Source organism: Bradyrhizobium sp. NBAIM18 (assembly GCF_020193825.1).
In the GTDB taxonomy this organism is placed as follows: domain Bacteria; phylum Pseudomonadota; class Alphaproteobacteria; order Rhizobiales; family Xanthobacteraceae; genus Bradyrhizobium; species Bradyrhizobium yuanmingense.
Map to the genome: position 1 here is coordinate 39,732 of NZ_JADYVO010000015.1, position 19,983 is coordinate 59,714.

General features: G+C 66.3%; 18 protein-coding genes and 1 tRNA gene. 9 read left to right on the forward strand and 10 right to left on the reverse strand.

Translation table 11 applies throughout. The features are described 5' to 3' along the window. Window positions 1–58 precede the first annotated feature (58 nt). A complete protein-coding gene (locus tag I6F17_RS26795; RefSeq protein ID WP_225127486.1) occupies window positions 59–1,747 on the forward strand; it encodes an MFS transporter in 1,689 nt (562 codons plus the stop codon). Window positions 1,748–1,860: 113 nt separating this feature from the next. On the opposite strand, the gene I6F17_RS26800 is transcribed toward I6F17_RS26795, so the two are convergent. Together I6F17_RS26800 and I6F17_RS26805 are read right to left on the reverse strand one after the other, a co-directional pair. Beyond that, window positions 1,861–2,076 carry a hypothetical protein gene (locus I6F17_RS26800; protein WP_036002903.1) on the reverse strand — a complete coding sequence of 72 codons (216 nt, stop codon included), beginning with the start codon at window positions 2,074–2,076 and terminating at the stop codon, window positions 1,861–1,863. A 153-nt stretch (window positions 2,077–2,229) separates the two neighbouring features. After that, window positions 2,230–2,523, reverse strand: a complete 294-nt coding sequence (locus tag I6F17_RS26805) for a hypothetical protein (protein WP_225127474.1) — start codon at window positions 2,521–2,523, stop codon at window positions 2,230–2,232. Window positions 2,524–2,774: 251 nt separating this feature from the next. On the opposite strand from I6F17_RS26805, the gene I6F17_RS26810 reads away from it, so the two are divergent. Next, complete coding sequence (locus tag I6F17_RS26810) at window positions 2,775–3,830, forward strand: polysaccharide deacetylase family protein (RefSeq protein WP_225127472.1); 1,056 nt, start codon at window positions 2,775–2,777, stop codon at window positions 3,828–3,830. A gap of 132 nt (window positions 3,831–3,962) precedes the next feature. Here I6F17_RS26810 and I6F17_RS26815 read toward each other — a convergent pair whose 3' ends face one another. The 5 genes from I6F17_RS26815 to I6F17_RS26835 form a co-directional block, all read right to left on the reverse strand. Then, entirely contained in the window at window positions 3,963–4,355 is a 393-nt protein-coding gene (locus I6F17_RS26815; RefSeq protein WP_225127470.1) for a hypothetical protein, read from the reverse strand. Window positions 4,356–4,496: 141 nt separating this feature from the next. Further along, a tRNA-Thr gene (locus tag I6F17_RS26820) sits at window positions 4,497–4,572 on the reverse strand. A 99-nt stretch (window positions 4,573–4,671) separates the two neighbouring features. Next, window positions 4,672–6,471, reverse strand: coding sequence for a heme biosynthesis HemY N-terminal domain-containing protein (locus I6F17_RS26825; protein ID WP_036002914.1), 1,800 nt, complete (start codon window positions 6,469–6,471; stop codon window positions 4,672–4,674). Between the two features lie 35 nt (window positions 6,472–6,506). Beyond that, complete coding sequence (locus I6F17_RS26830; protein ID WP_225127468.1) at window positions 6,507–7,727, reverse strand: hypothetical protein; 1,221 nt, start codon at window positions 7,725–7,727, stop codon at window positions 6,507–6,509. Between the two features lie 63 nt (window positions 7,728–7,790). Next, window positions 7,791–8,537, reverse strand: a complete 747-nt coding sequence (locus I6F17_RS26835; RefSeq protein ID WP_225127466.1) for a uroporphyrinogen-III synthase — start codon at window positions 8,535–8,537, stop codon at window positions 7,791–7,793. Between the two features lie 157 nt (window positions 8,538–8,694). Here I6F17_RS26835 and tsaD point away from each other — a divergent pair, with 157 nt between their 5' ends. Genes tsaD through I6F17_RS26850 form a run of 3 tightly spaced genes read left to right on the forward strand, consistent with a single transcriptional unit; the run spans window position 8,695 to window position 11,161 of the window. Further along, window positions 8,695–9,762, forward strand: coding sequence for a tRNA (adenosine(37)-N6)-threonylcarbamoyltransferase complex transferase subunit TsaD (gene tsaD, locus I6F17_RS26840; protein ID WP_225127529.1), 1,068 nt, complete (start codon window positions 8,695–8,697; stop codon window positions 9,760–9,762). Window positions 9,763–9,764: 2 nt separating this feature from the next. Beyond that, on the forward strand, window positions 9,765–10,745 hold the full coding sequence (locus I6F17_RS26845) for an NAD(P)H-dependent glycerol-3-phosphate dehydrogenase (RefSeq protein ID WP_225127464.1): 981 nt from the start codon (window positions 9,765–9,767) through the stop codon (window positions 10,743–10,745). A 2-nt stretch (window positions 10,746–10,747) separates the two neighbouring features. Then, complete coding sequence (locus I6F17_RS26850; protein WP_036002930.1) at window positions 10,748–11,161, forward strand: EVE domain-containing protein; 414 nt, start codon at window positions 10,748–10,750, stop codon at window positions 11,159–11,161. Between the two features lie 92 nt (window positions 11,162–11,253). Here I6F17_RS26850 and I6F17_RS26855 read toward each other — a convergent pair whose 3' ends face one another. Then, window positions 11,254–12,348: an adenylate/guanylate cyclase domain-containing protein gene (locus I6F17_RS26855; RefSeq protein ID WP_225127527.1), complete on the reverse strand. Its 1,095-nt coding sequence runs from the start codon at window positions 12,346–12,348 to the stop codon at window positions 11,254–11,256. 101 nt (window positions 12,349–12,449) lie between these two features. On the opposite strand from I6F17_RS26855, the gene I6F17_RS26860 reads away from it, so the two are divergent. Continuing rightward, a complete protein-coding gene (locus I6F17_RS26860; RefSeq protein ID WP_225127462.1) occupies window positions 12,450–12,905 on the forward strand; it encodes an SRPBCC domain-containing protein in 456 nt (151 codons plus the stop codon). Between the two features lie 37 nt (window positions 12,906–12,942). Here the strand turns inward: I6F17_RS26860 and I6F17_RS26865 are convergent, their stop codons facing one another. Beyond that, window positions 12,943–14,112, reverse strand: coding sequence for a DNA topoisomerase IB (locus I6F17_RS26865; RefSeq protein WP_225127460.1), 1,170 nt, complete (start codon window positions 14,110–14,112; stop codon window positions 12,943–12,945). 392 nt (window positions 14,113–14,504) lie between these two features. Between I6F17_RS26865 and acs the strand changes: the two genes are divergently transcribed. Together acs and I6F17_RS26875 are read left to right on the forward strand one after the other, a co-directional pair. Continuing rightward, the gene (acs, locus tag I6F17_RS26870) at window positions 14,505–16,451 is read left to right on the forward strand and encodes an acetate--CoA ligase (RefSeq protein ID WP_225127458.1); all 1,947 of its coding nucleotides are present in this window, start codon (window positions 14,505–14,507) and stop codon (window positions 16,449–16,451) included. Between the two features lie 438 nt (window positions 16,452–16,889). Next, window positions 16,890–17,405: a L,D-transpeptidase gene (locus I6F17_RS26875; protein WP_036024233.1), complete on the forward strand. Its 516-nt coding sequence runs from the start codon at window positions 16,890–16,892 to the stop codon at window positions 17,403–17,405. Window positions 17,406–17,462: 57 nt separating this feature from the next. On the opposite strand, the gene I6F17_RS26880 is transcribed toward I6F17_RS26875, so the two are convergent. After that, the gene (locus I6F17_RS26880; RefSeq protein WP_225127456.1) at window positions 17,463–18,047 is read right to left on the reverse strand and encodes a thermonuclease family protein; all 585 of its coding nucleotides are present in this window, start codon (window positions 18,045–18,047) and stop codon (window positions 17,463–17,465) included. A gap of 200 nt (window positions 18,048–18,247) precedes the next feature. On the opposite strand from I6F17_RS26880, the gene I6F17_RS26885 reads away from it, so the two are divergent. After that, complete coding sequence (locus I6F17_RS26885; protein ID WP_225127455.1) at window positions 18,248–19,966, forward strand: methyl-accepting chemotaxis protein; 1,719 nt, start codon at window positions 18,248–18,250, stop codon at window positions 19,964–19,966. Window positions 19,967–19,983 lie beyond the last annotated feature (17 nt).

Below are 19,983 nucleotides of genomic sequence, written 5' to 3' on the forward strand. Positions count from 1 at the left end.
TCACTGAATTGGCCGAAAATCACCACGACCACTTCTGCCATCCGACATGGAAGGGGATATGACCGAGCAGCCGACCCGCCCGAAAATGGCCGCCGACGGCATCACTGCGCCCCTGCGGTACACCGTGTTCCGGCGGATCTGGCTCGCCAGCCTGCTCTCCAATCTCGGCCTCCTGATCCAGGGCGTGGGTGCGGCCTGGGCGATGACGCAGATGGCGGCCTCGGCAGACAAGGTGGCCCTGGTGCAGACCGCGCTCATGCTGCCGATCATGCTGATCTCGATGCCGGCCGGTGCCATCGCCGACATGTATGACCGCCGCATCGTCAGTGTGATTTCGCTGTCGATCGCGCTGATCGGCGCGAGCGTGCTCACCGTGCTGGCCGGCTTCAACCTGATCACCCCGGAATTGCTGCTCGCCTTCTGCTTCATCGTCGGCAGCGGCAATGCGCTGTTCGGCCCGGCCTGGCAGTCCTCGGTCAGCGAACAGGTGCCGCCCGAGGCATTGGCGTCCGCTGTGGCGTTGAACGGCATCAGCTACAACATCGCGCGCAGCTTCGGCCCGGCGGTCGGCGGCGTCATCGTCGCTGCGCTCGGTGCGGTGGCCGCATTCGCCTGCAATGCGATCCTCTATCTGCCGCTGCTGGTGGTGCTGCTGCTCTGGCGCCGCAACACCGAGGCGTCGCGCCTGCCGCGGGAGAAGCTCAACCGCGCCATGGTCTCGGGCGTGCGTTACATCACCAATTCGCCGCCGATCAAGATCGTGCTGTTGCGCACGCTGGTGATGGGCCTGATCGGCGGCGCCGTGATGGCGCTGATGCCGCTGGTCGCGCGCGACCTGCTGCATGGCGGCGCGCAGATGTATGGCATCATGCTCGGCGCCTTCGGCATGGGCGCCGTGATCGGCGCGCTCAACATCCACGAATTGCGCAAGCGCATGAGCGGCGAGGCCGCGATCCGCGCCTGCACCATCTCGATGGCCTTCGCCATGGCCGCTCTCGCTTTGAGCACCGAGCCGGTGCTGACGGCCACCGCGCTGGTCCTGGCCGGCGCGGTCTGGATGGCTGCGATCGCGCTGTTCAATATCGGCGTGCAGCTCTCGGCGCCGCGCTGGGTCGCAGGTCGCTCGCTCGCGGCGTTCCAGGCCGCGATCGCCGGCGGCATCGCGATCGGCGCCTGGGGCTGGGGCCATCTCACCGATTATGCCGGCGTCGAGATCGCATTGCTGACGGCTGCCGGCCTGATGCTGATTTCGCCGCTGCTCGGCATCTGGCTCACGATGCCGCGCGTCGGCGCCCGCAACGAGGATGCGGACATGCTCGCCGATCCCGAGGTGAAGCTGTCGCTGACCGGGCGCAGCGGGCCGCTCGTTGTCGAGATCGAATATCGCGTCGCGCAGGAGAACGCACGCGCCTTCCACAACGTCATGCAGGACGTGCAGCTCTCGCGCCAGCGCAACGGCGCCTATGGCTGGTCGATCGCGCGCGACATCGCCGACCCCGAGCTGTGGACCGAGCGCTATCACTGCCCGACCTGGCTCGACTATTTGCGTCAGCGCAACCGTGCGACCCAGTCCGAACGCGCGCTGCATCAGCAGGCGATCGATTTCCACATCGGTCCCGAGCCGGTGCGGATCCGTCGCATGCTGGAGCGCCCATTCGGTTCGGTGCGCTGGAAGGACGACACGCCGGACCGCGCCAATAGCGAGGTGCTGCCGGTGGTCGCGACCGCGGCGGGAAGCAGTACGTAGGCCTCTCGTCATTCCAGGGCGCGCCGTAAGGTGCGAACCGGGAATCCATTTATCGCAGGAGTTGGTCGCGCGATGGATTCCGGGTTCGCGCTTCGCGCGCCCCGGAATGACGATCACTGCCCGTGCTGGGTCAGCACCTTGTCGCAGGCCTTGCTCAGCTTGGTGCGGTTCTGCTTCAGGCAGGCCAGCACGGCACCGTCGCCATTGTCCATTACGGGACGGCAGAAGCGCGTGACGTCGCGCGCGCAGGCATCATGGCCGGGCTGCTGTTGCGCGGAGGCGCTCGATGCGCACAGGAGCAAGGAAATAACGAAAAGCAGTCTGGTCATCGCGCAATTGCCTCTTACCCGGAAAGACGTGCGGGCGAAGCTAGTGCGACGATCCCGCACCTGCAACGGCTTTGTTGACTAGCTGCAGGGCGCCGCCGCATCACCCCGGCTTCATGCCGGGGGACATGGCGAGGGGAGCTGCCGGCGTCTTGGTTACTGTGTTTCCTGAGCGTCAGCGATCTTGCGCGAGGCGCCCTTGGCGAGGGTCTTGTCCATCACCGCGCGGCAGCCGGCGCTGAGGTCCGAGCGATGCTTGATCATGCACGCGGTGATCTTCGGGATACTGGGGATCTCCGCCGAGCAAAGACGGAAGGCATCGCCCGTGCACATCTGCTGCGCCTCGGCCGAGAAGGCGAAGCTCGCGCCCGTCGAAGCGATGTAGACGATCGCGGCAAAGCCGACGGCCAGGCTAGTGTCGCGGATCTTGCTGGTAAACGACTTGGTCATTTGAAGCTCCCATTGGCGCCGCCACAGCGGGCCCGTTGTCGATGGGAGCTACGATGCTCCAGCAAGTTCGTTTCCACTGTGATGACGCTCACGGGAGACCCACACTCTGTGATCTCGGTCACTTTGCGCACCCCACTGAAATTCCTGCGCAACCGCTGCCGTGTTGGTGTCACGTTAACTCTTACTTCGCATTAATGGCTCGTCGCGCGGGAAATTCCGCCGGTTTGGTTGCGTAATTGGAAAGAGTAGCGATGCGTAATGCGTTGGGCCTGATGCTGGCCAGTGTAGTTGCGGCGGTCGTGATCGCCGCCGGCGGTTGGTTTTATTATTCCGCGCGCGCCGAACAGGGCGCTCCCAAGACAGTTGCCGCCCGTGCCGCCGACCCATTGCCGGCACAGGCGAAGCTCGCCGCCAAGGACGACGTCGAGACCACCGCGGCCGTCGCGGCCAAGCCAGCCGCAGCAGCTCCGGCACCTGCCCCCATGCCGGTCATGCCGATGCAGCCGAAGCAGGCCTGCGCCAATCCGAACGCGCTGGGTGTGTCCCGCGTCGTCGAGATCGACACGACGGGCGGCCCCGGCTTCGGCTTCGAGCATTTCAAGCAGTTCGATTTCCTGACCGAGAAGGAGGTCGTGCTGACCTTTGACGACGGTCCGTGGCCGGTCAACACGCCCACGGTGCTGAAGGCGCTCGCGGACGAATGCACCAAGGGCCTGTTCTTCTCGGTCGGCAAGCACGCGACCTACCATCCGGAGATCCTGAAGCAGGTGCTGGTCCAGGGCCACACGGTGGGCACGCACACCTGGTCGCATGTCAATCTGAACAGCAAGAAGTTGACCGAGCAGCAGGTCAAGGACGAGGTCGAGAAGGGCTTCAGCGCGGTGAAATTCGCGCTCGGCACCAACCCGGCGCCGTTCTTCCGCTTCCCGCAGCTTCAGCACAATCCCGCGATGGTGAGCTATTTCGGCACCCGCAACGTCGCGATGTTCTCGACCGAAATCGACTCCTTCGACTTCAGGAAGGGCGCGACGCCGGAGAAGATCGTCGAGACCGTGATGACGAGGCTGGACAAGCTCGGCAAGGGCATCATCCTGATGCACGACTTCCAGAAGAACACGGGCCTCGCCCTGCCGACGCTGCTCGCGCGGCTGAAGGCCGGCGGTTACAAGGTCGTGCAGATGAAGGCCAAGACGAGCCTCCAGACGCTGCCGGAATATGACGAGGCGCTGATGAAGGACATGAAGGTGCCGACCGCGGGCACGAACACGCGCCCGATCGCGAGCGTGGTACAGACGGTCTCGCAGTAAGCGCCAAATCCAAAACTCTTGCGTCATGGCCGGGCTTGTCCCGGCCATCCACGTTTTAGGATCAGGCGCGAAGACGTGGATGCCCGGGTCAAGCCGGGGCATGACGGCGAGATCAGGGTACAGGTCGGCGCCTCACCAATAGATGCCGTGGCGATGCAGCTCGCTGATGATGCGGCGCTCGGTCCAGCTGCGCTTGGGCTTCGGCTTGTCCGCCTTTGTCGTCATCTTGGTGGCAGGCTTGGTCGTCGTGACCGGCGCGGAGGCCGTTGCCGGTGTGGTGACCGTCGGAGTGGTCGCCACTGTCGGCGCGGAGAGCGACACCGCCGGCGGACGATCATGATACTTCTGAACCTCGGCGGCGGGCGCGGCTTCGCTCACCTGCGTCGTCACGATGCTCGCCGATGTCGCAGTTTGCGGAGTGGAGGTCTGTTCGCCTGCCGCCGCCAGCGACAGACCGCGGGAGCCGCCTGCCTGGGCGGAGGCAGAAGCCAGGAGCATGGCGGCAATCAGAATGATCTTGCGCATGTGAAGTCTCCCCGTGTTGGCGTGACGGACGGTAGGGGAGCCATGGCTGCGATTATGTGATCGCGATCACGCAACCGAGCGAGCCCTGATGCAGGCTGATGCGTCGATGTGAGTGCTTGGGGGTCGGACGAGCCGGGGCGCTGGTGCCGCAAGAGGGATTCGAACCCCCGACCCCGTCATTACGAATGACGTGCTCTACCGACTGAGCTATTGCGGCGAACCTGCCGGGACCAAAGCAATGCCGGCCCCGATACGCGCGCCCCTGATATCGGGCATGGCCCGAATTGGCAAGGACAAGCGGGAGGCGAAATACCGCTCACGCGCCCCAGCGGGACCAGAATCCGCGCCAGCCGCCCGCCTGGGCTTTGGGCGTGCCGATTTGTTCCGTAAATTCGTCGCTTGGGCCGTCGTCGTCGATCCCGGGATCGTCCGGTGCGCGGACGATCGGGATGACGGTCTGGGTCGGCGCCGATGCGGGCTTGCTGAGGTCGGCCCGGGTCCGGAAGACCGGCGTCGGCGCCGGCGGCGATGATTCGGCGGGCGCCGGAGCCGGATTCGCCGGCTCGGCGGGCGTGACGACCGGCTCGTCGACCTTCGCAGTTTGCTCCCCAGTCTCCTTGGCCACTTCCTTGGTAGCCTCCTTCGCGGCGTCCTTGGCCTGAGGGGGTGAATTGTCCTGCGCGGCCGGTGCCGGCAGCGGGGCCACCTCCGGCGGTTCCACCGCGGCTTCGCTGGGAGCGGCGGTCACCCGCTTCGGCGGCGGAGCGGCCAGCATGGCTTCCTCGAAGGCCGAGGATTCGAGCGTGGGGCCCTTGTCCGAGGGCAGGCTCGCGACCGGCGCCTGCCACTGGAACGCATCGAGGCGGCCGGTGACCGGGGAGACCGGACGCCAGCGGTCGCTGACATAGCCGTCCGCGGTCCAAGCGGGATCGAGCCGGGCGCGCACCGCGCGCAAGGTCCAGGCGCGGGCGCGGCCGCCGTCACCATGCTCTGTGCGCTCGATCTCGGCCATCAGCAGCGCGACGCGCTGGGTCGGATCCTTGAGATAAGGCGCGAGCACCTCGCGCGCGCGGGCGAACTCGGAGGCCTCGATCGCAGCACGCGCGATCGCGAGCTGCCCTTCGACATAACCGGGCTTGTCGGCGGGGGTCTTCGCGGCGAGAGTTTCTACCCGCTGCAAGCGGTGCCACGCGGAATCGCCGAGCTTCACATGCGCATAGGCATCCGCGAGATCGGGATGCGGATTGGCGAGCCAGGCGGCTTCGACCAGCTTCATGGCGCGGCGCACCTGATGCGCCTCGCTCTCGAATTTTGCCGCGAGCACGGCCGCCGGCACCAGGGTCGGCGCGAGCTTGACCGCCTCCATCACGCTCTCGCGCGCGACGTCGCGGTCCATCGTTTCCAGCTCCAGCGCACGCGCGGCGAGCAGCACACCGCGCTGCCGGCGATAGGTCTGCTTGTCGATCAGGCCCGCGGACAGATTCGAATCGAGGATCGCGAGCGCGCCGCTCCAGTCGCCACGCGCGCAGCGGAAGCCGAGCACCGCGTGCGAGGCCCAGGTCGCGGACGGCGACAGCTTGATCGCTTCCTCCGCAATCATCACGGCGCCGACCGCATCATCGGCGCGCTGCGCCTCGATGAAGAGACCGCGCAGGCCGAGCAGCCGCGTGTCCTCGCGTTCGGCCATGGCGCGGAAGACGCGTTGCGCCTCGTCGCGATTGCCTTCGAGCTGCGCCGACTGCGCGTGCAAAAGCAGTGCGAGCGGATCGTTCGGTGCATGCCGCCGCGCCGCCTCGGCGTGCCGGCGCGCGAGCGCGGAATCGCCGTGGCCGATCGCGAGCAGGCCATGGGTGATGGCATGACGGCCGCGGGCATGGCGCTTGTCATGACGGCGTCGGCGCAAGCGCCCCGGCATGCGCCAGATCGTCGTCAGGATGCTCCAGACCAGCACGACGGAAGCGGCGAAAAGGCCGAGCAAGAACACGAACCTTGGCAGCGTCGTCGAGATGCGGAAGCTGCCCGCGGTCAGGACGAGATCGCCGGACTGGTCGGCGACCCAGGCCGCGCCGGCCGCCGCCAGTGCGATCAAGACGAGAAAGAGGACGATGCGAAGCATGGCGATCCCTATACGCGCCGATTGTTGCGCGAATCTTATTGAGTAGATTTGGCGAGATCCGCCATGGCATCGTCGGCGAATTTGCGGGACGCGGCGAGCGCGGCGTCGCGGGCGTCGGCTTTGTCGAGCCAGGCCTGCGCCGGAGCACGATCAGCCTCGGGCAGCGTCTTCAGCTCGCGCCGCGCTTCGGCGAAATCGCTACGGAGCGCCGCCGCCGTGACGCGCGTCACGATGGCGCCGCGATCGTTGCCGACGCCATCGGTGCGCTCGATCCGCACGAGCTTTGACGCGCCGGCCTGGAGCCGCTCGACAATGCCGGCCTCGCTCGACGGAGCTTCAGCCGGCGGCGACAGCTTCGGCACGATATTGAGGAGCTCGCGGCTCAGCGCCGCCGATGTCGGGATGCCGGACGATGCAAACGCCTCGAGCGGCTTGAGCATATCGGGCTTGGTCGCCAGCGATCGCGCCGCCGCCAATTGCGATTGATAGGGATCGCCGTGGCGAACGGCAACGTCGAGCAGGGACGCCGCCACCACATAGCGGAGCGGCTTGTCGTCCATCGTCTTGGCCTCGGCGATCTTCTCGCCCTGCTGCGCAAGCTCGGCCCGCTCGGTCTTGCTGGCGCGCTCGAGCTGAGCGATGCGGTCGATGAGCGCGGCAAGATCGGGCGCGGCACTCGGCGACGCGGATTTCGCGTCGTTCAGTGCGCTCGCCGTCTTATCGAACTGTGCGCGCAAATTGGCGATGTCGCCGCGCAGTGCGCTCGCCGCTTTCTCCAACGCGTCGATCCGCGCGACTTGGGCCGGATCGGCCGCCGGCCTCGCGGCCCTGGCTTCGACCGCGGCAACGCGTCCGCTCAGCGCATCGACGGTCGCACTGGTGACCTGCGGCGCGGCCGGCGGGGCCTGCACCGCGGGCCAGCCCAGCATCCAGCCGACTGCGATCACGACCGCAGCCGCGGCAACGCCGGAGAACGGCGCGATGACCCAGGGCGAAATCGGCGCCGATACAGGCACCGCCGCGGAGGCCTGCTGCTCTGCAGATTCGGACTGAGGCTCGGCCTTGACCTGTTCCGAGCCGGGCTCTTCCACCCTGGCCTGCTCCTGCGCGACATGCTCGGATGCCTCGGGCTCGCCCGCGACCTGCTGCGGCTGGGTCGAGACTTCCGTCGCCTCGAGGTCGATGGTGGGCGGGGTGCGCTTGGCACGACCCGGATCGGGCGCCAATCCAGCGTCTTCAGGCTTGTCGTCGGCCATCGTGACGGTTCCTCACACTTCCATACCAGGGTGGATTAGATTGCGTCGGATTCGGCCCGACCTTTACGCCAAACGGGTCCGCAACGCACGCTCCAAGGTGTCGAATAAGGCAGTTTCGTCCGGCGTTGCGGCCACCAGAACCTGTGACGCGCCGGCATCGCGCAGCACGCCCGCAACGGTCTCGGACAGGCAGCAATGCGGGATCGCCAGCGCCGAAATTTCGACACCTTCGTCCCGCGCCGCATCGAGGAACGCACGTGCGCTGCGCCGGGAGTAGTGCAGCACCGCCTCGATTCCGTGGGCGGCAAAGCCCTCGCACACCTCGCGCGGCAGATGCTTGACAGGCGCCATGCGGTAGGTCGTCTGCGTCACCACGTGGAAACCTTCCGCACCGAGCTCGCCGCCGAGGTCGCGCGACAGATCCGCGCCCGCCAGATACAACAGCGTGCTGTTTTTCTTCAGCACCTTGTCGCGCGCGCTCTGCATCACCTTGTCGCGCAAGGACGCGGCGTCGCCCCCGGCGACGATCACCTCGGCAAAACCGGCCTCTCGCGCCGCTGCAGCCGTATGTTCGCCGACCGCGAACAATGGCAGCTCCAGCAGACCGAGGTCCGGCAATTGCGGCGCTATGGCTCGAATCGCGTTGCCCGAGGTGACGAGAACGGCATCATAAGAAACTTCGCTCTCGCCTTGGAAGGCGACCGGCTCGAGCTTGAGCGCCGGCGCAAGCAGTACCGCATGCCCGCGCGTGCGCAGATTGTCCGCCGTCGCCGCATTGTCGGGATGCGGCCGTGTGACAAGAATGGACATCGCTGCTGTTCCCGGACCATTTGGCGGTGACGCATTGACCAGAACGGCTGCGCGTGACGATTGCGCAAGCCGACCCCGGGATGCTACCGGACGTACCAGAACTCTGCTTTATGGATGAGCGCAAGGGCGCAAATTGGATAACAATTCGCCAATGCTGGTGCTGGGCATCGAAACCACCTGCGACGAGACCGCCGCGGCCGTGATCGAACGCGCGGCCGACGGCAAGGGCAAGATCCTGTCCAACATCGTGCGGTCGCAGATCGAGGAGCATGCCCGCTTCGGCGGCGTGGTGCCGGAGATCGCCGCGCGCGCGCATGTCGACGTGCTCGACGGGATCATCGACCGCGCCATGAACGAGGCCGGCATCGATTATGCTCAGCTCGACGGCGTCGCGGCGGCCGCGGGGCCCGGGCTGATCGGCGGCGTCATCGTCGGACTCACCACCGCGAAGGCGATCGCGATGGTGCACGACACGCCGCTGGTCGCGGTGAATCATCTCGAAGCGCATGCGCTGACGCCGCGTCTCACCGACGGCATCGAATTTCCCTATTGCCTGTTCCTCGCCTCCGGCGGCCATACCCAGATCGTCGCAGTCACCGGTGTCGGCCAGTATGTGCGGCTCGGCACCACGGTCGACGACGCCATCGGCGAGGCCTTCGACAAGGTCGCGAAGATGCTGGGCCTGCCCTATCCCGGCGGCCCGCAGGTCGAGCGCGCGGCGGCAGGCGGCGATGCCACGCGCTTTGCGTTTCCCCGGCCGATGCAGGGGCGCCCCGATGCCAATTTCTCGCTGTCGGGACTGAAGACGGCGGTGCGCACCGAAGCGAGCCGGCTGGCCGAGCTCATGCCGCAGGACATCAGCGATCTCTGCGCGAGCTTCCAGGCCGCCGTGCTCGATTCAACGGCCGACCGGCTGAGCGTCGGCCTCAGGCTTTTCCGCGAGCAGTTCGGCGCACCGCGCGCGCTGGTCGCCGCCGGCGGCGTTGCCGCCAATCAGGCGATCCGCGGCGCGCTTGACGATGTCGCGAAGCAGGCCGGGACGCAGCTGATCATGCCACCGCCCGCGCTGTGCACCGACAACGGCGCCATGATCGCCTGGGCCGGCGCCGAGCGCCTGGCGCTTGGCCTGACCGACACGATGGACGCGCAGCCGCGCGCACGCTGGCTGCTCGATGCCAACGCGACCGCGCCCGCGGGCTACGGCAAGACTCGGGCGGGATTCTAGGGATGACCGCGTTCCAATCCGTCGCAGTGATCGGCGCGGGCGCCTGGGGTACGGCGCTGGCGACGGTGGCGGCGCGAGCAGGGCGAAACGTGACGCTGTGGGCACGCAATGCCGAGCACGCCGCGCGGATCGCATCGACGCGCGACAATCCGCGGCTGCCCGGGATTCGGATCGTGCCTGAGCTCGTCGTGACGAGCGATCTGGCGCTCGCCGCGCGTGCCGACATGCTGCTGATTGCGACGCCGGCGCAACATTTGCGCGGTGCGGTCAACATGCTGGCCTCGCACATCACGAAGGCGGTGCCGATCGTCGCCTGCGCCAAGGGTATCGAGCACGGCACCCACAAGTTCATGACCGACGTGATCGCCGAGGCCGCGCCGCACGCGCAGCCGGCGATCCTGTCGGGGCCGAGCTTTGCCGACGACGTCGCACGCGGCCTGCCGACGGCAGTGACCCTGGCGGCAGGCGATGAGGCGCTCGCCAGCAGCCTGGTACAGGCGCTGGGCTCGCCGACATTCCGCCCCTATCACTCCACCGACATTCGCGGCGTCGAGATCGGTGGCGCCGCCAAGAATGTGCTGGCGATCGCGGTCGGCATTGCGGTCGGGCGCGAGCTTGGCGCCTCCGCGCAGGCGGCGCTCACGACCCGCGGCTTTGCCGAGCTGACGCGCCTCGGCCGTGCGCTCGGCGCACGCAGCGAGACGCTCACCGGCCTGTCGGGCCTCGGTGATCTCATTCTGACCTGCTCGAGCCCGCAATCGCGCAACTTCGCGCTCGGCCTCGCGCTCGGACGCGGCGAGCAGCCTCCCGCCGGCAAGCTCGCCGAGGGCGAGTTCACCGCCCCCGTGCTGATCGAGCTCGCCGCTTCGCAAAATATCGAGTTGCCGGTATCTGAGGCGGTCGCATCGATCCTGAGCGGCCGAAGCACGATCGATGCCGCGATCTCGGCGCTGATGACGCGCCCCTTCAAGGCAGAGGAATAAGCATGGCGTACTGGCTCGTGAAATCCGAACCGTCGGTGTGGTCCTGGGACCAGCAGGTTGCGAAGGGCGCCAAGGGCGAGGCCTGGACCGGCGTGCGCAATTTCACCGCCCGTCAGAACCTCGTGAGCATGAAGAAGGGCGACAAGGCGTTCTTCTATCATTCCAACGAGGGCAAGGAGATCGTCGGCATCGCCGAGATCATCAAGGAGGCCTATCCCGATCCAACCGACAAGACCGGCAAATTCGTCTGCGTCGACATCAAGGCCGACAAGCCCCTGAAGACGCCGGTGACGATGGCCGCAATCAAGGCGGAGAAGAAGCTCGCGGATATGGCGCTGGTGAAATATTCGCGCCTCTCCGTGCAGCCGGTGACGGCAGAGGAGTGGAAGCTCGTCTGCAAGATGGGCGGGATGTAGTTACGTCGTTTCGTAGCCCGGATGGAGCGCAGCGCAATCCGGGAAAGTCTCGATTGAAGCCCGATCCCGGATTACGCTTCGCTCCATCCGGGCTACGATATCCGGGCTTGCGACTCCGCCAGCGCAAACACCTCGCACGGCGCGGCGATGCCGCGCAGCTCATGCGACCCGAGCGCAACCAGCGGCATCTCCGTCTCGGCGGCGAGCGCGCCCGACACCAGCACCGTCCGGCCCAGCGGCTTGCACAATCCCTCCAGACGGCTGGCGAGGTTGACGGCGGGGCCGATCGCGGTGAAGTCGAGCCGGTTCGCGGCGCCGATATTGCCCCAGAGCATCTCGCCGAGATGGAGCGCGGCGCCAAACAACAAAGGCGGCAGCCCTTGCGCGCGGCGCTCCTTGTTGAGGTACGCCATCCCGGCTTCGGCTGCGCTTGCCGCGCGCAAAGCAGCGTCACAGGCGCGGCGCGGGGACGCCTCGAGCACCGGAAAGATCGCGAGCACGCCGTCGCCGATGAATTTCAGCACCTCGCCGCCGAAGGCGTGAACCGCGCCGGCGATGCGATCGAACCACGCGTCGAGCGCCGCGATGACATCGGCCGGCGGGACGGTCTCCGATAGGCTCGTGAAATTGCGCAGGTCCGCATAGAGCAGTGCGGCCTGGATAGTCTCGCCGAGATCGCGGCGCAGAGGCGCCGCCAGTACCCGCTCCGCGCTGCGCGTGCCGAGGTAAGCATCGAGCGTCGCCCGCAAGGTGGCGCGCGCGGCGAGGAGGGCCAGCGGCGTCGCGGCGAAACGCGCGGCTAGACGCAATTGCTCGATCTGATCCGCCGTGAACGGACGCGGTCCGATCCAGTCGAGCAGCGGCCCATCGGACCGTCCGGCGACATCTTCATGCACCTCGCCGCCGGCGATGTCGCGCAGCCAGCGGCGGCCGGCGTCGTCGGGTGGATCGGGCGCGAGGCCGCCCGGTGCGAAGCCGAGCGCTTCGATCACCTGGCCGCTATCGGCGCGCCACAGCCAGGTCCGCTTCGCGATCAGCGGATGCGGCACCTCCAGCGTCAGGGCGCCTGCCGCGAGCGGCACGCCATCGGCGACCAGATGCGCACCGAGTTCCGCCAGCAGGTGGTCGGCCCCGCGACAATCCGAGGCCGCATCGAGGAGCCAGGCGAGGGTCGGCGAGAGCTGCATGAGGCGATCATGGCGAAACAGGGCCGTCTTTGCCACGGGCAATCCTTGACGGAGCGCAGAGCCACCGCCATGTCCCATCGTCAGACCAGGGATGATCGCCGATGCCCGAGCCATTCATAGTGCGACGCGAGACCCAGATCGCGGCCCCGCGCGCCACTGTCTTCGCCTACCTCACCGACCCCGAAAAGATCCTGAGCTGGATGGGCTCCGACGCAACCACGGAGCCTTATCCCGGCGGGCTCTACCTGCTCAAGGGCGTCAGCCCGGACGGCGCCGCCGCCCGCGGCGCGTTCCGCGAGGTCGTGCCGGTGCATCGTCTGGCCTATACGTTCGGCTGGGAGGGTGGTCAGGAAGTGCCGCCCGGCTCGAGCCTGATCGAGATCGACCTGATCGAGCAGGACGGCGGCACGCTGCTGCGCATGACCCATAGCGGCCTGCCGAACGAAGCGCAGGCGGCCGCCCATGCAACGGGTTGGGCGCACTACCTTGAGCGGCTCACGATCGCAGCCGCAGGCGGCGATCCCGGTCCGGACAAGGGTGTCTCGGCCAGGACGTAGTTCTTGTAGCAACTATCAGGTTGCTACGGCCGTGTCGTTACACCGCCGCGGTTGCCACCACCTGCGCCAGCAGCTGCTCGCGCCTGGCCTGCGAGCGCTGACCCGTCATGGTCGCGGCGAAGCGCTCGAGGATGCCCTCCTCGAAGGCGGTGACGATGGTGTCGTGGACGTAGCTCTTGCGGCAGATCGCCGGCGTGTTGGAGAGCTGGTCGGCGGCGGCGCGGATCGCATCCAGCACCTGCTTCTTGCGGCCGCGCTGGCTGCTCGCCGGCGTGATCCGCGACAGCGATTCCACCACGACGGCGGACGCCATCAGCGTGCGGAAATCCTTCAGGGAAATCTTGATGCCGGCGATCTCGCGCAGAAACGCGTTCACCTGGGTGGTGTTGACCGCGCGCACGATGCCGGAGGCATCGCGATACTGGAACATGCGCTTGCCGGGAACGCTCTGCAAAATGCCGATAGCGCGCACCAGCTTGGCGGCGTCGCACTCTTTGCGCACCGCCTTGCCGCCCTTGGCCTTGAAGGTCAGCACGAAACAATCGTCTTCCAGCGTGACGTTGGACTTCAGCAGCGTGGTCGCGCCGCGGGTGCCGTTGAGGCGGGCGTAGGATTCATTGCCGGGGCGGATCGCGGTGCGCGCGATCAGCTCGATCACAGCCGAGAGCGCGAACTCGCGCGTCGGCTCGTCCCCTGACAGGAACGCCGAGACCTTGCGCCGGATTTTCGGCAGCGCGCCGACGAGCTTTGCCAGGCGATGCGCCTTGCGCTGCTCGCGGACCTTCTCCCAGTCGGCGTGATAGCGGTATTGCAGCCGGCCCGCGGCATCGCGGCCCACCGCCTGAAGGTGCGAGTTCGGATCGGCGGAGTAGCGCACCTCGCGATAGGCCGGCGGCACCGCCATGGCGTGCAGCCGCCGGATGGTGCGGGCGTCGCGGATATGCGCGCCGTTGGGACGGACGAAGGAATAGCCCTTGCCGCGCCTGATACGACGGATGGTCAGCTCGTTCTGGTCGCCGAGCCGCAAGCCGAGCTCCTTTGCGAGGGCCTCGACCGTCGCCGCAGGCGCCGCGTCGTAGGTCTTCTTGGGGCTCGGGCGCCTGAAACCGCCCGGTTTCGGCCATTGTCCGAGGGCCTTGGCCAGGGCAATGGCTGCAGGATCGGCTGAAGCGGGCCGTATCGTCCCGAGATTCTGCTGATCCATCATGGTCTTACGCCTTAGCCCTGTCCTGTTGTCGATCAATGCCGCTGTTGTGATTTTTGTTCCGAGGGGTCTCTTTGGACCCGGGTTGGCCATTTAGGGTGTTCCGAACACGAATGCGAGTCCCGAATCAGTGAGAGGAGGTTGCCAAATACCTCTCCTCGCCGCATGGGGCTCTGCGGTCTCTGTTCTGGCGGTTTGGGTGAACGAGCCGGAAACTGCCGGTCGGCCCTGTTTCAGATTTGCGACAGCGGGCCTTCCGGAGCTTGATTCTCCGCATGGCCGGCTGCCCGTCGAAGGTCCAGCTTGTGCTCCTTGTCGGGTCCGGTTAGCCCGACGCATAATCCATCAAATGATGATGTCGGCATTGCCTGAGCTTGCCGCATGTGGAGGGAAGCATGTCCGAGAAGATCTACGATATCCCCGCGGAGTGGGCGAAGCGCGCCTGGGTCGACCAGGCCAAGTACAAGGAGATGTACGCCCGCTCGATCTCGGACCCGAACGGTTTCTGGGCGGAGCATGCCAAGCGCATCGACTGGATGAAGGCGCCGACGAAAATCGAGAACGTCTCGTTCGCGCCGGGCAACATCTCGATCAAATGGTTCGAGGACGGCATCCTGAACGTCGCCTACAATTGCATCGACCGGCATCTCGCCAAACGCGCCAACCAGACCGCGATCATCTGGGAGGGCGACGATCCCTCGCAGTCCAAGCACATTACCTACAAGGAGCTGCATGACGAGGTCTGCCGGATGGCCAACATCCTGCGCACCCGCAACGTCGGGAAGGGCGACCGCGTCACCATCTACCTGCCGATGATCCCGGAAGCTGCTTACGCAATGCTGGCCTGCGCGCGGATCGGCGCGATCCACTCCGTGGTGTTCGCGGGCTTCTCGCCTGACAGCCTCGCCCAACGCATCAACGACTGCCAATCCAAGGTGATCATCACCGCGGACGAAGGCTTGCGCGGCGGCAAGAAGGTGCCGCTGAAGGCCAATGTCGATGCGGCGCTTAGCAAGGCCGACGGCGTCGACTGGGTCGTCGTGGTCAAGCGCACCGGCGCCAAGGTCGACATGAACCCGACGCGCGACCTCTGGTACCACGAGGCGGCGGCGATGGTGACCACGGAATGCCCGGTCGAGCACATGCACGCCGAGGACCCGCTGTTCATCCTCTACACGTCGGGCTCGACCGGCCAACCCAAGGGCGTGCTGCACACCTCCGGCGGCTATCTCGTGTTCGCCTCGATGACGCATCAATACGTCTTCGACTATCACGACGGCGACATCTACTGGTGCACCGCCGACGTCGGCTGGGTCACCGGCCACAGCTACATTCTCTATGGGCCGCTCGCCAACGGCGCGACCACGCTGATGTTCGAGGGCGTGCCGAATTATCCGGATAATTCGCGGTTCTGGAACGTCATCGACAAGCACAAGGTCAACATCTTCTACACCGCGCCGACCGCGATCCGCGCGCTGATGCAGTCCGGCGACGAACCGGTGAAGAAGACCTCGCGCGCCTCGCTCCGTCTGCTCGGCTCGGTCGGCGAGCCCATCAATCCCGAAGCCTGGGAGTGGTATCACCGCGTCGTCGGCGACGACCGCTGCCCGATCGTCGACACGTGGTGGCAGACCGAGACCGGCGGCATCCTGATCACGCCGCTGCCGGGCGCGACCAAGCTGAAGCCCGGCTCGGCCACCCAGCCGTTCTTCGGCGTGGTGCCTGAAATCGTCGATGCCGACGGCAAGGTGCTGGAAGGCGAGACATCAGGCAATCTCTGCCTGACGCGGTCCTGGCCCGGCCAGATGCGCACGGTCTACGGCGACCACGCCCGCTTCGAACAAACTTACTTCTCGACCTACAAGGGCAAATACTTCACCGGCGACGGCTGCCGCCGCGACGCCGACGGCTATTACTGGATCACCGGCCGCGTCGACGACGTCATCAACGTCTCCGGCCACCGGATGGGCACCGCCGAAGTCGAGAGCGCGCTGGTCGCGCATGAGAAGGTGTCGGAAGCCGCCGTCGTCGGCTTCCCGCACGACATCAAGGGTCAGGGCATCTACGCCTATGTCACCCTGATGGCCGGCGTGCAGCCGAGCGACGAGCTGCGCAAGGAGCTCGTGACCTGGGTGCGCAAGGAGATCGGTCCGATCGCCTCGCCCGACCAGATCCAGTTCGCCCCGGGCCTGCCCAAGACCCGCTCCGGCAAGATCATGCGCCGCATCCTGCGCAAGATCGCCGAGGACGAGCCGGGCAGCCTCGGCGACACCTCGACGCTCGCCGATCCCGCCGTTGTCGATGATCTCGTCAAGAACCGGCAGAACAAGAAGTCGGCGTAAGGCGAGTTCGTGCCCCGAACGCAGCGCAGCGCTCCTTCAGCGGTGCGCTGCTGAGCCGGGGCCCGAACGTAAGAACGTGTAGCTTCCTGGATCCCGGCTCTGCACAGCAGCGTTTCACGCTGCAGCGCATCCGGGACACGCGATTAGTTTTCGCGTCAGCGCGCCCTCTCAACCAACGGCCATTCACACCCTCACGCTGTTGTCAGCGGGCGCGGCAGCGCGCCTGCATCTTTCCCGTCGAGTGTTGTTTTCTGGTCATTTACTTTATTTCGAACATTTCCTTTGTTCCCCCTGCTGGCCTGCCCTCGGCAGCCGCGCGTGGAAACCATTGGGTTAACGGGCGCGGTTAAGAATGAGCATCGACGAGGGCTTGGTGCGGCGACGATTGCCGGTTCTGCGTCATTTTGGACGATCCGTTTTGGGCAAGGGGAAGCATCGATGTCGATGAGGATTGCGGTGGCGCTGGCCGCCACCATCGCGGCTGGGGCCTTGACGTCGACGGCGGCGCAGGCGCGGCCAGAAATGGTGGGGGCGCACCTGGCCGACTATTCGCCGGGCACCATCGTGGTCAAAACCAGCGAGCGGCGGCTTTATCTCATCCTCGGGAACGGCCAGGCCGTGCGCTATCCGGTCGGCGTCGGCAAGGCCGGCAAGCAGTGGGCCGGCACCACGAAGATCGACGGCAAATATCTCAATCCGGCCTGGGCGCCGCCTGCCGAGGTGAAGCGCGACAAGCCTGGTATCCCCGACGTCATTCCCGGCGGCTCGCCGCGCAACCCGATGGGCGTTGCGGCGATGACGCTCGCCGGCGGCGAATATGCGATCCACGGCACCAACGTGCCGGGCTCGATCGGCGGCTTCGTCTCCTATGGCTGCATCCGCATGCTCAACGACGACATCACCGATCTCTACGGCCGCGTCTCCGTCGGCACGACGGTGGTCGTGACGCGCTGATCGCCTGAATCAGCCGAGATGAAATGAAAGGCCGGCCGCGTCTTCGACGCGGCCTTTTTATTGCCAGAACCGCCAGCCGCGCGCGCACCAGCCGTCGCGATGGCCGCCATTGTAGCTGCGCACGAAGCCGCCGGCGAGCAGTGCCGCCGAGACGTTCGCAGTCCGCCGGGTCGCGACGTCGGCGAGGACTCGGCCGTATTTGTCGGGAGCGAGATTGCTGATGGTCACGCCGCCCTGGCCGAGCAGATCGCGCAAGGCACGGGCCGCAGCTTCGGCCTTGTCCAGCTCCTCCTGGCAGGATGCTTTCAGTTCGGGCGCATCGATGCCGCGCAGCCGAATGCGGACCACGGGAACGCGTCCCTCGTGCAGACGAACACGGGCGAGAAAAGTGTCGCCATCGATGGCGCGGATGAATTCGACCGGACGCACATCCGCGTGGCCGGTCTGCTGAAGAACGATCTCGGCATCTCCATTGCGATCGGTATCGCGAACAAGCCAGTGCGTTCCATGACGGAATGTGAGCACGACGGCCAGCGCGATGCCCACCACGAACATCCAGGGCAATAGGCCGGAGAAGCGGCGGCCGAACGGCGAGCCGCTGAACTGCGGCCGGTAGGAATTGGGGCGATCCTGGAAACGCATCAACTCACGCTATGTCTGAGTCGGGGGAACTCACAAGCACGAGCGCGTCCATAAACGACGCCGAATGCGCCGGAGGCCATGCACTAAAGTTCCTCTGTCAAAGAGGTCAGCCGTAGTTCTACTGGGGATCCGCGAATATTTTCCAATTCTCAATCATTGGTTGCGAATAGCTGTTATACGACAAACCGAGGGAGATTGCCGTGAGGTCATTCAGGTTTCGCATTGGAACAAAGCTCGGCATCGTGACGGGCGTGAGCGTCGTGCTGGTCGCCGGCATGCTGACCAATCAGATGCTCGGCAACCGCTCCATTGCCGAATCCAATCGCCTCGTCACGATCAACTATCTCAACAAGGGCAATGCGCAGGCGGCTCAGACGGCGATGGCACGCGCGCAGCTCGCCGCTCTCGAACTCGGCTCGGCACCGTCAGCCGGAGAGGTGGACAGGCTCCTTGAGCTTCTCCGTACCCGGGCCGGCGAAGCCGGCACTGAAATCGATGCCGCGAGAGAGCGGGCGACCCGCAAGGTCACACAGGACGCTTACCGCGAGACCAAGAAATTCGTCGATGCGTATCTGGCCAGCGGCGTCGAGCTCGCCGCGGCGCAAAAGGCGGTCATCGCCGCCCCCTCGGGTGGCGCCAAGCTTGCAGCAGAGTCGGCCAGGGCAAGTATTCTCGCAGAGCATATGCGTCCGGCAGCGCAGGAAGTCAGCAAGCGCATCGACGATCTCGTCGGCGTCGCCAACGAATTCGCCGCGCGCCGCAAGGGCGAGATGCTGGCCGAGCTGGACCGCGTCGCCAATTTCGCTTTGATCGTCGGCCTATTCGTCGTCCTGACGTTGGTCGGCTCCGCAGTCTTTTCCGTCCTGAACGTCGCCCGTCCGATCCGTCGCATCGGCGATGTGCTCCTGCAGCTCGCCGGAGGCAACAAGGCGATCGAAATTCCCTACACCCGCCGTGGCGACGAGGTCGGCGACAACGCCCGCGCGGCACAGACCTTCAAGGACAATCTGATCCGCATCGAGCAGATGGAAGCCGAGCAGAAGAACCATCAAGCCGCTGCGGCCGCTCAGCGCAAGCAGGAGATGACGCGGCTTGCCAACGCGTTCGAAACTGCGGTCGGGGGCATCATCAACTCGGTGTCAGCCGCATCCCAGGAGCTCGAATCCGCGGCCGGCACGTTGTCGGGTACGGCCGAACAGACCCAGCAGCTCTCCGGAATGGTCGCCGCCGCCTCGGAGGAAGCCTCGACCAATGTCGGGGCGGTGGCTTCCGCAGCCGAGGAAATGAGCACGTCGGTCGTCGAGATCGGCCGTCAGGTGCACGATTCCAGCCGTATCGCCGGCGATGCGGTCAAGCAAGCCGAGCGCACCGATGCCCGGATCAACGAGCTGCTCAAGGCGGCGGGCCGCATCGGCGACGTCGTCAGATTGATCACGGCGATCGCCGAACAGACCAACCTCCTGGCGCTAAACGCAACGATCGAGGCGGCGCGCGCCGGCGAGTCCGGCCGCGGCTTTGCGGTCGTGGCGAGCGAGGTCAAGGCGCTCGCGGCGCAAACCGCGCGAGCGACCGAGGAAATCAGCTCGCAGATCGCCGGCATGCAATCGGCAACGCAGGACTCCGTCGGAGCGATCAAGGAAATCGGAACGACCATCGGCCGCATCTCCGATATTTCGACGACCATTGCCGCGACGATCGAACAGCAGGGCGCAGCGACGGCCGAGATTGCGCGAAACGTCAGCGAAGCCGCCAAGGGAACGGTCGAAGTCGCGGACAAGATCGCCCAGGTCAGCCATGGCGCGAGCGCGACCGGCGCGGCGTCGGGACAGGTGTTGGCGTCGGCGCGTTCGCTGTCGAGCGAAAGCAGCCTCCTGAAGACCGAAGTCGAGAAGTTTCTCAGCACCGTGCGCGCCGCGTAATGCGCAACGGAGCGGCG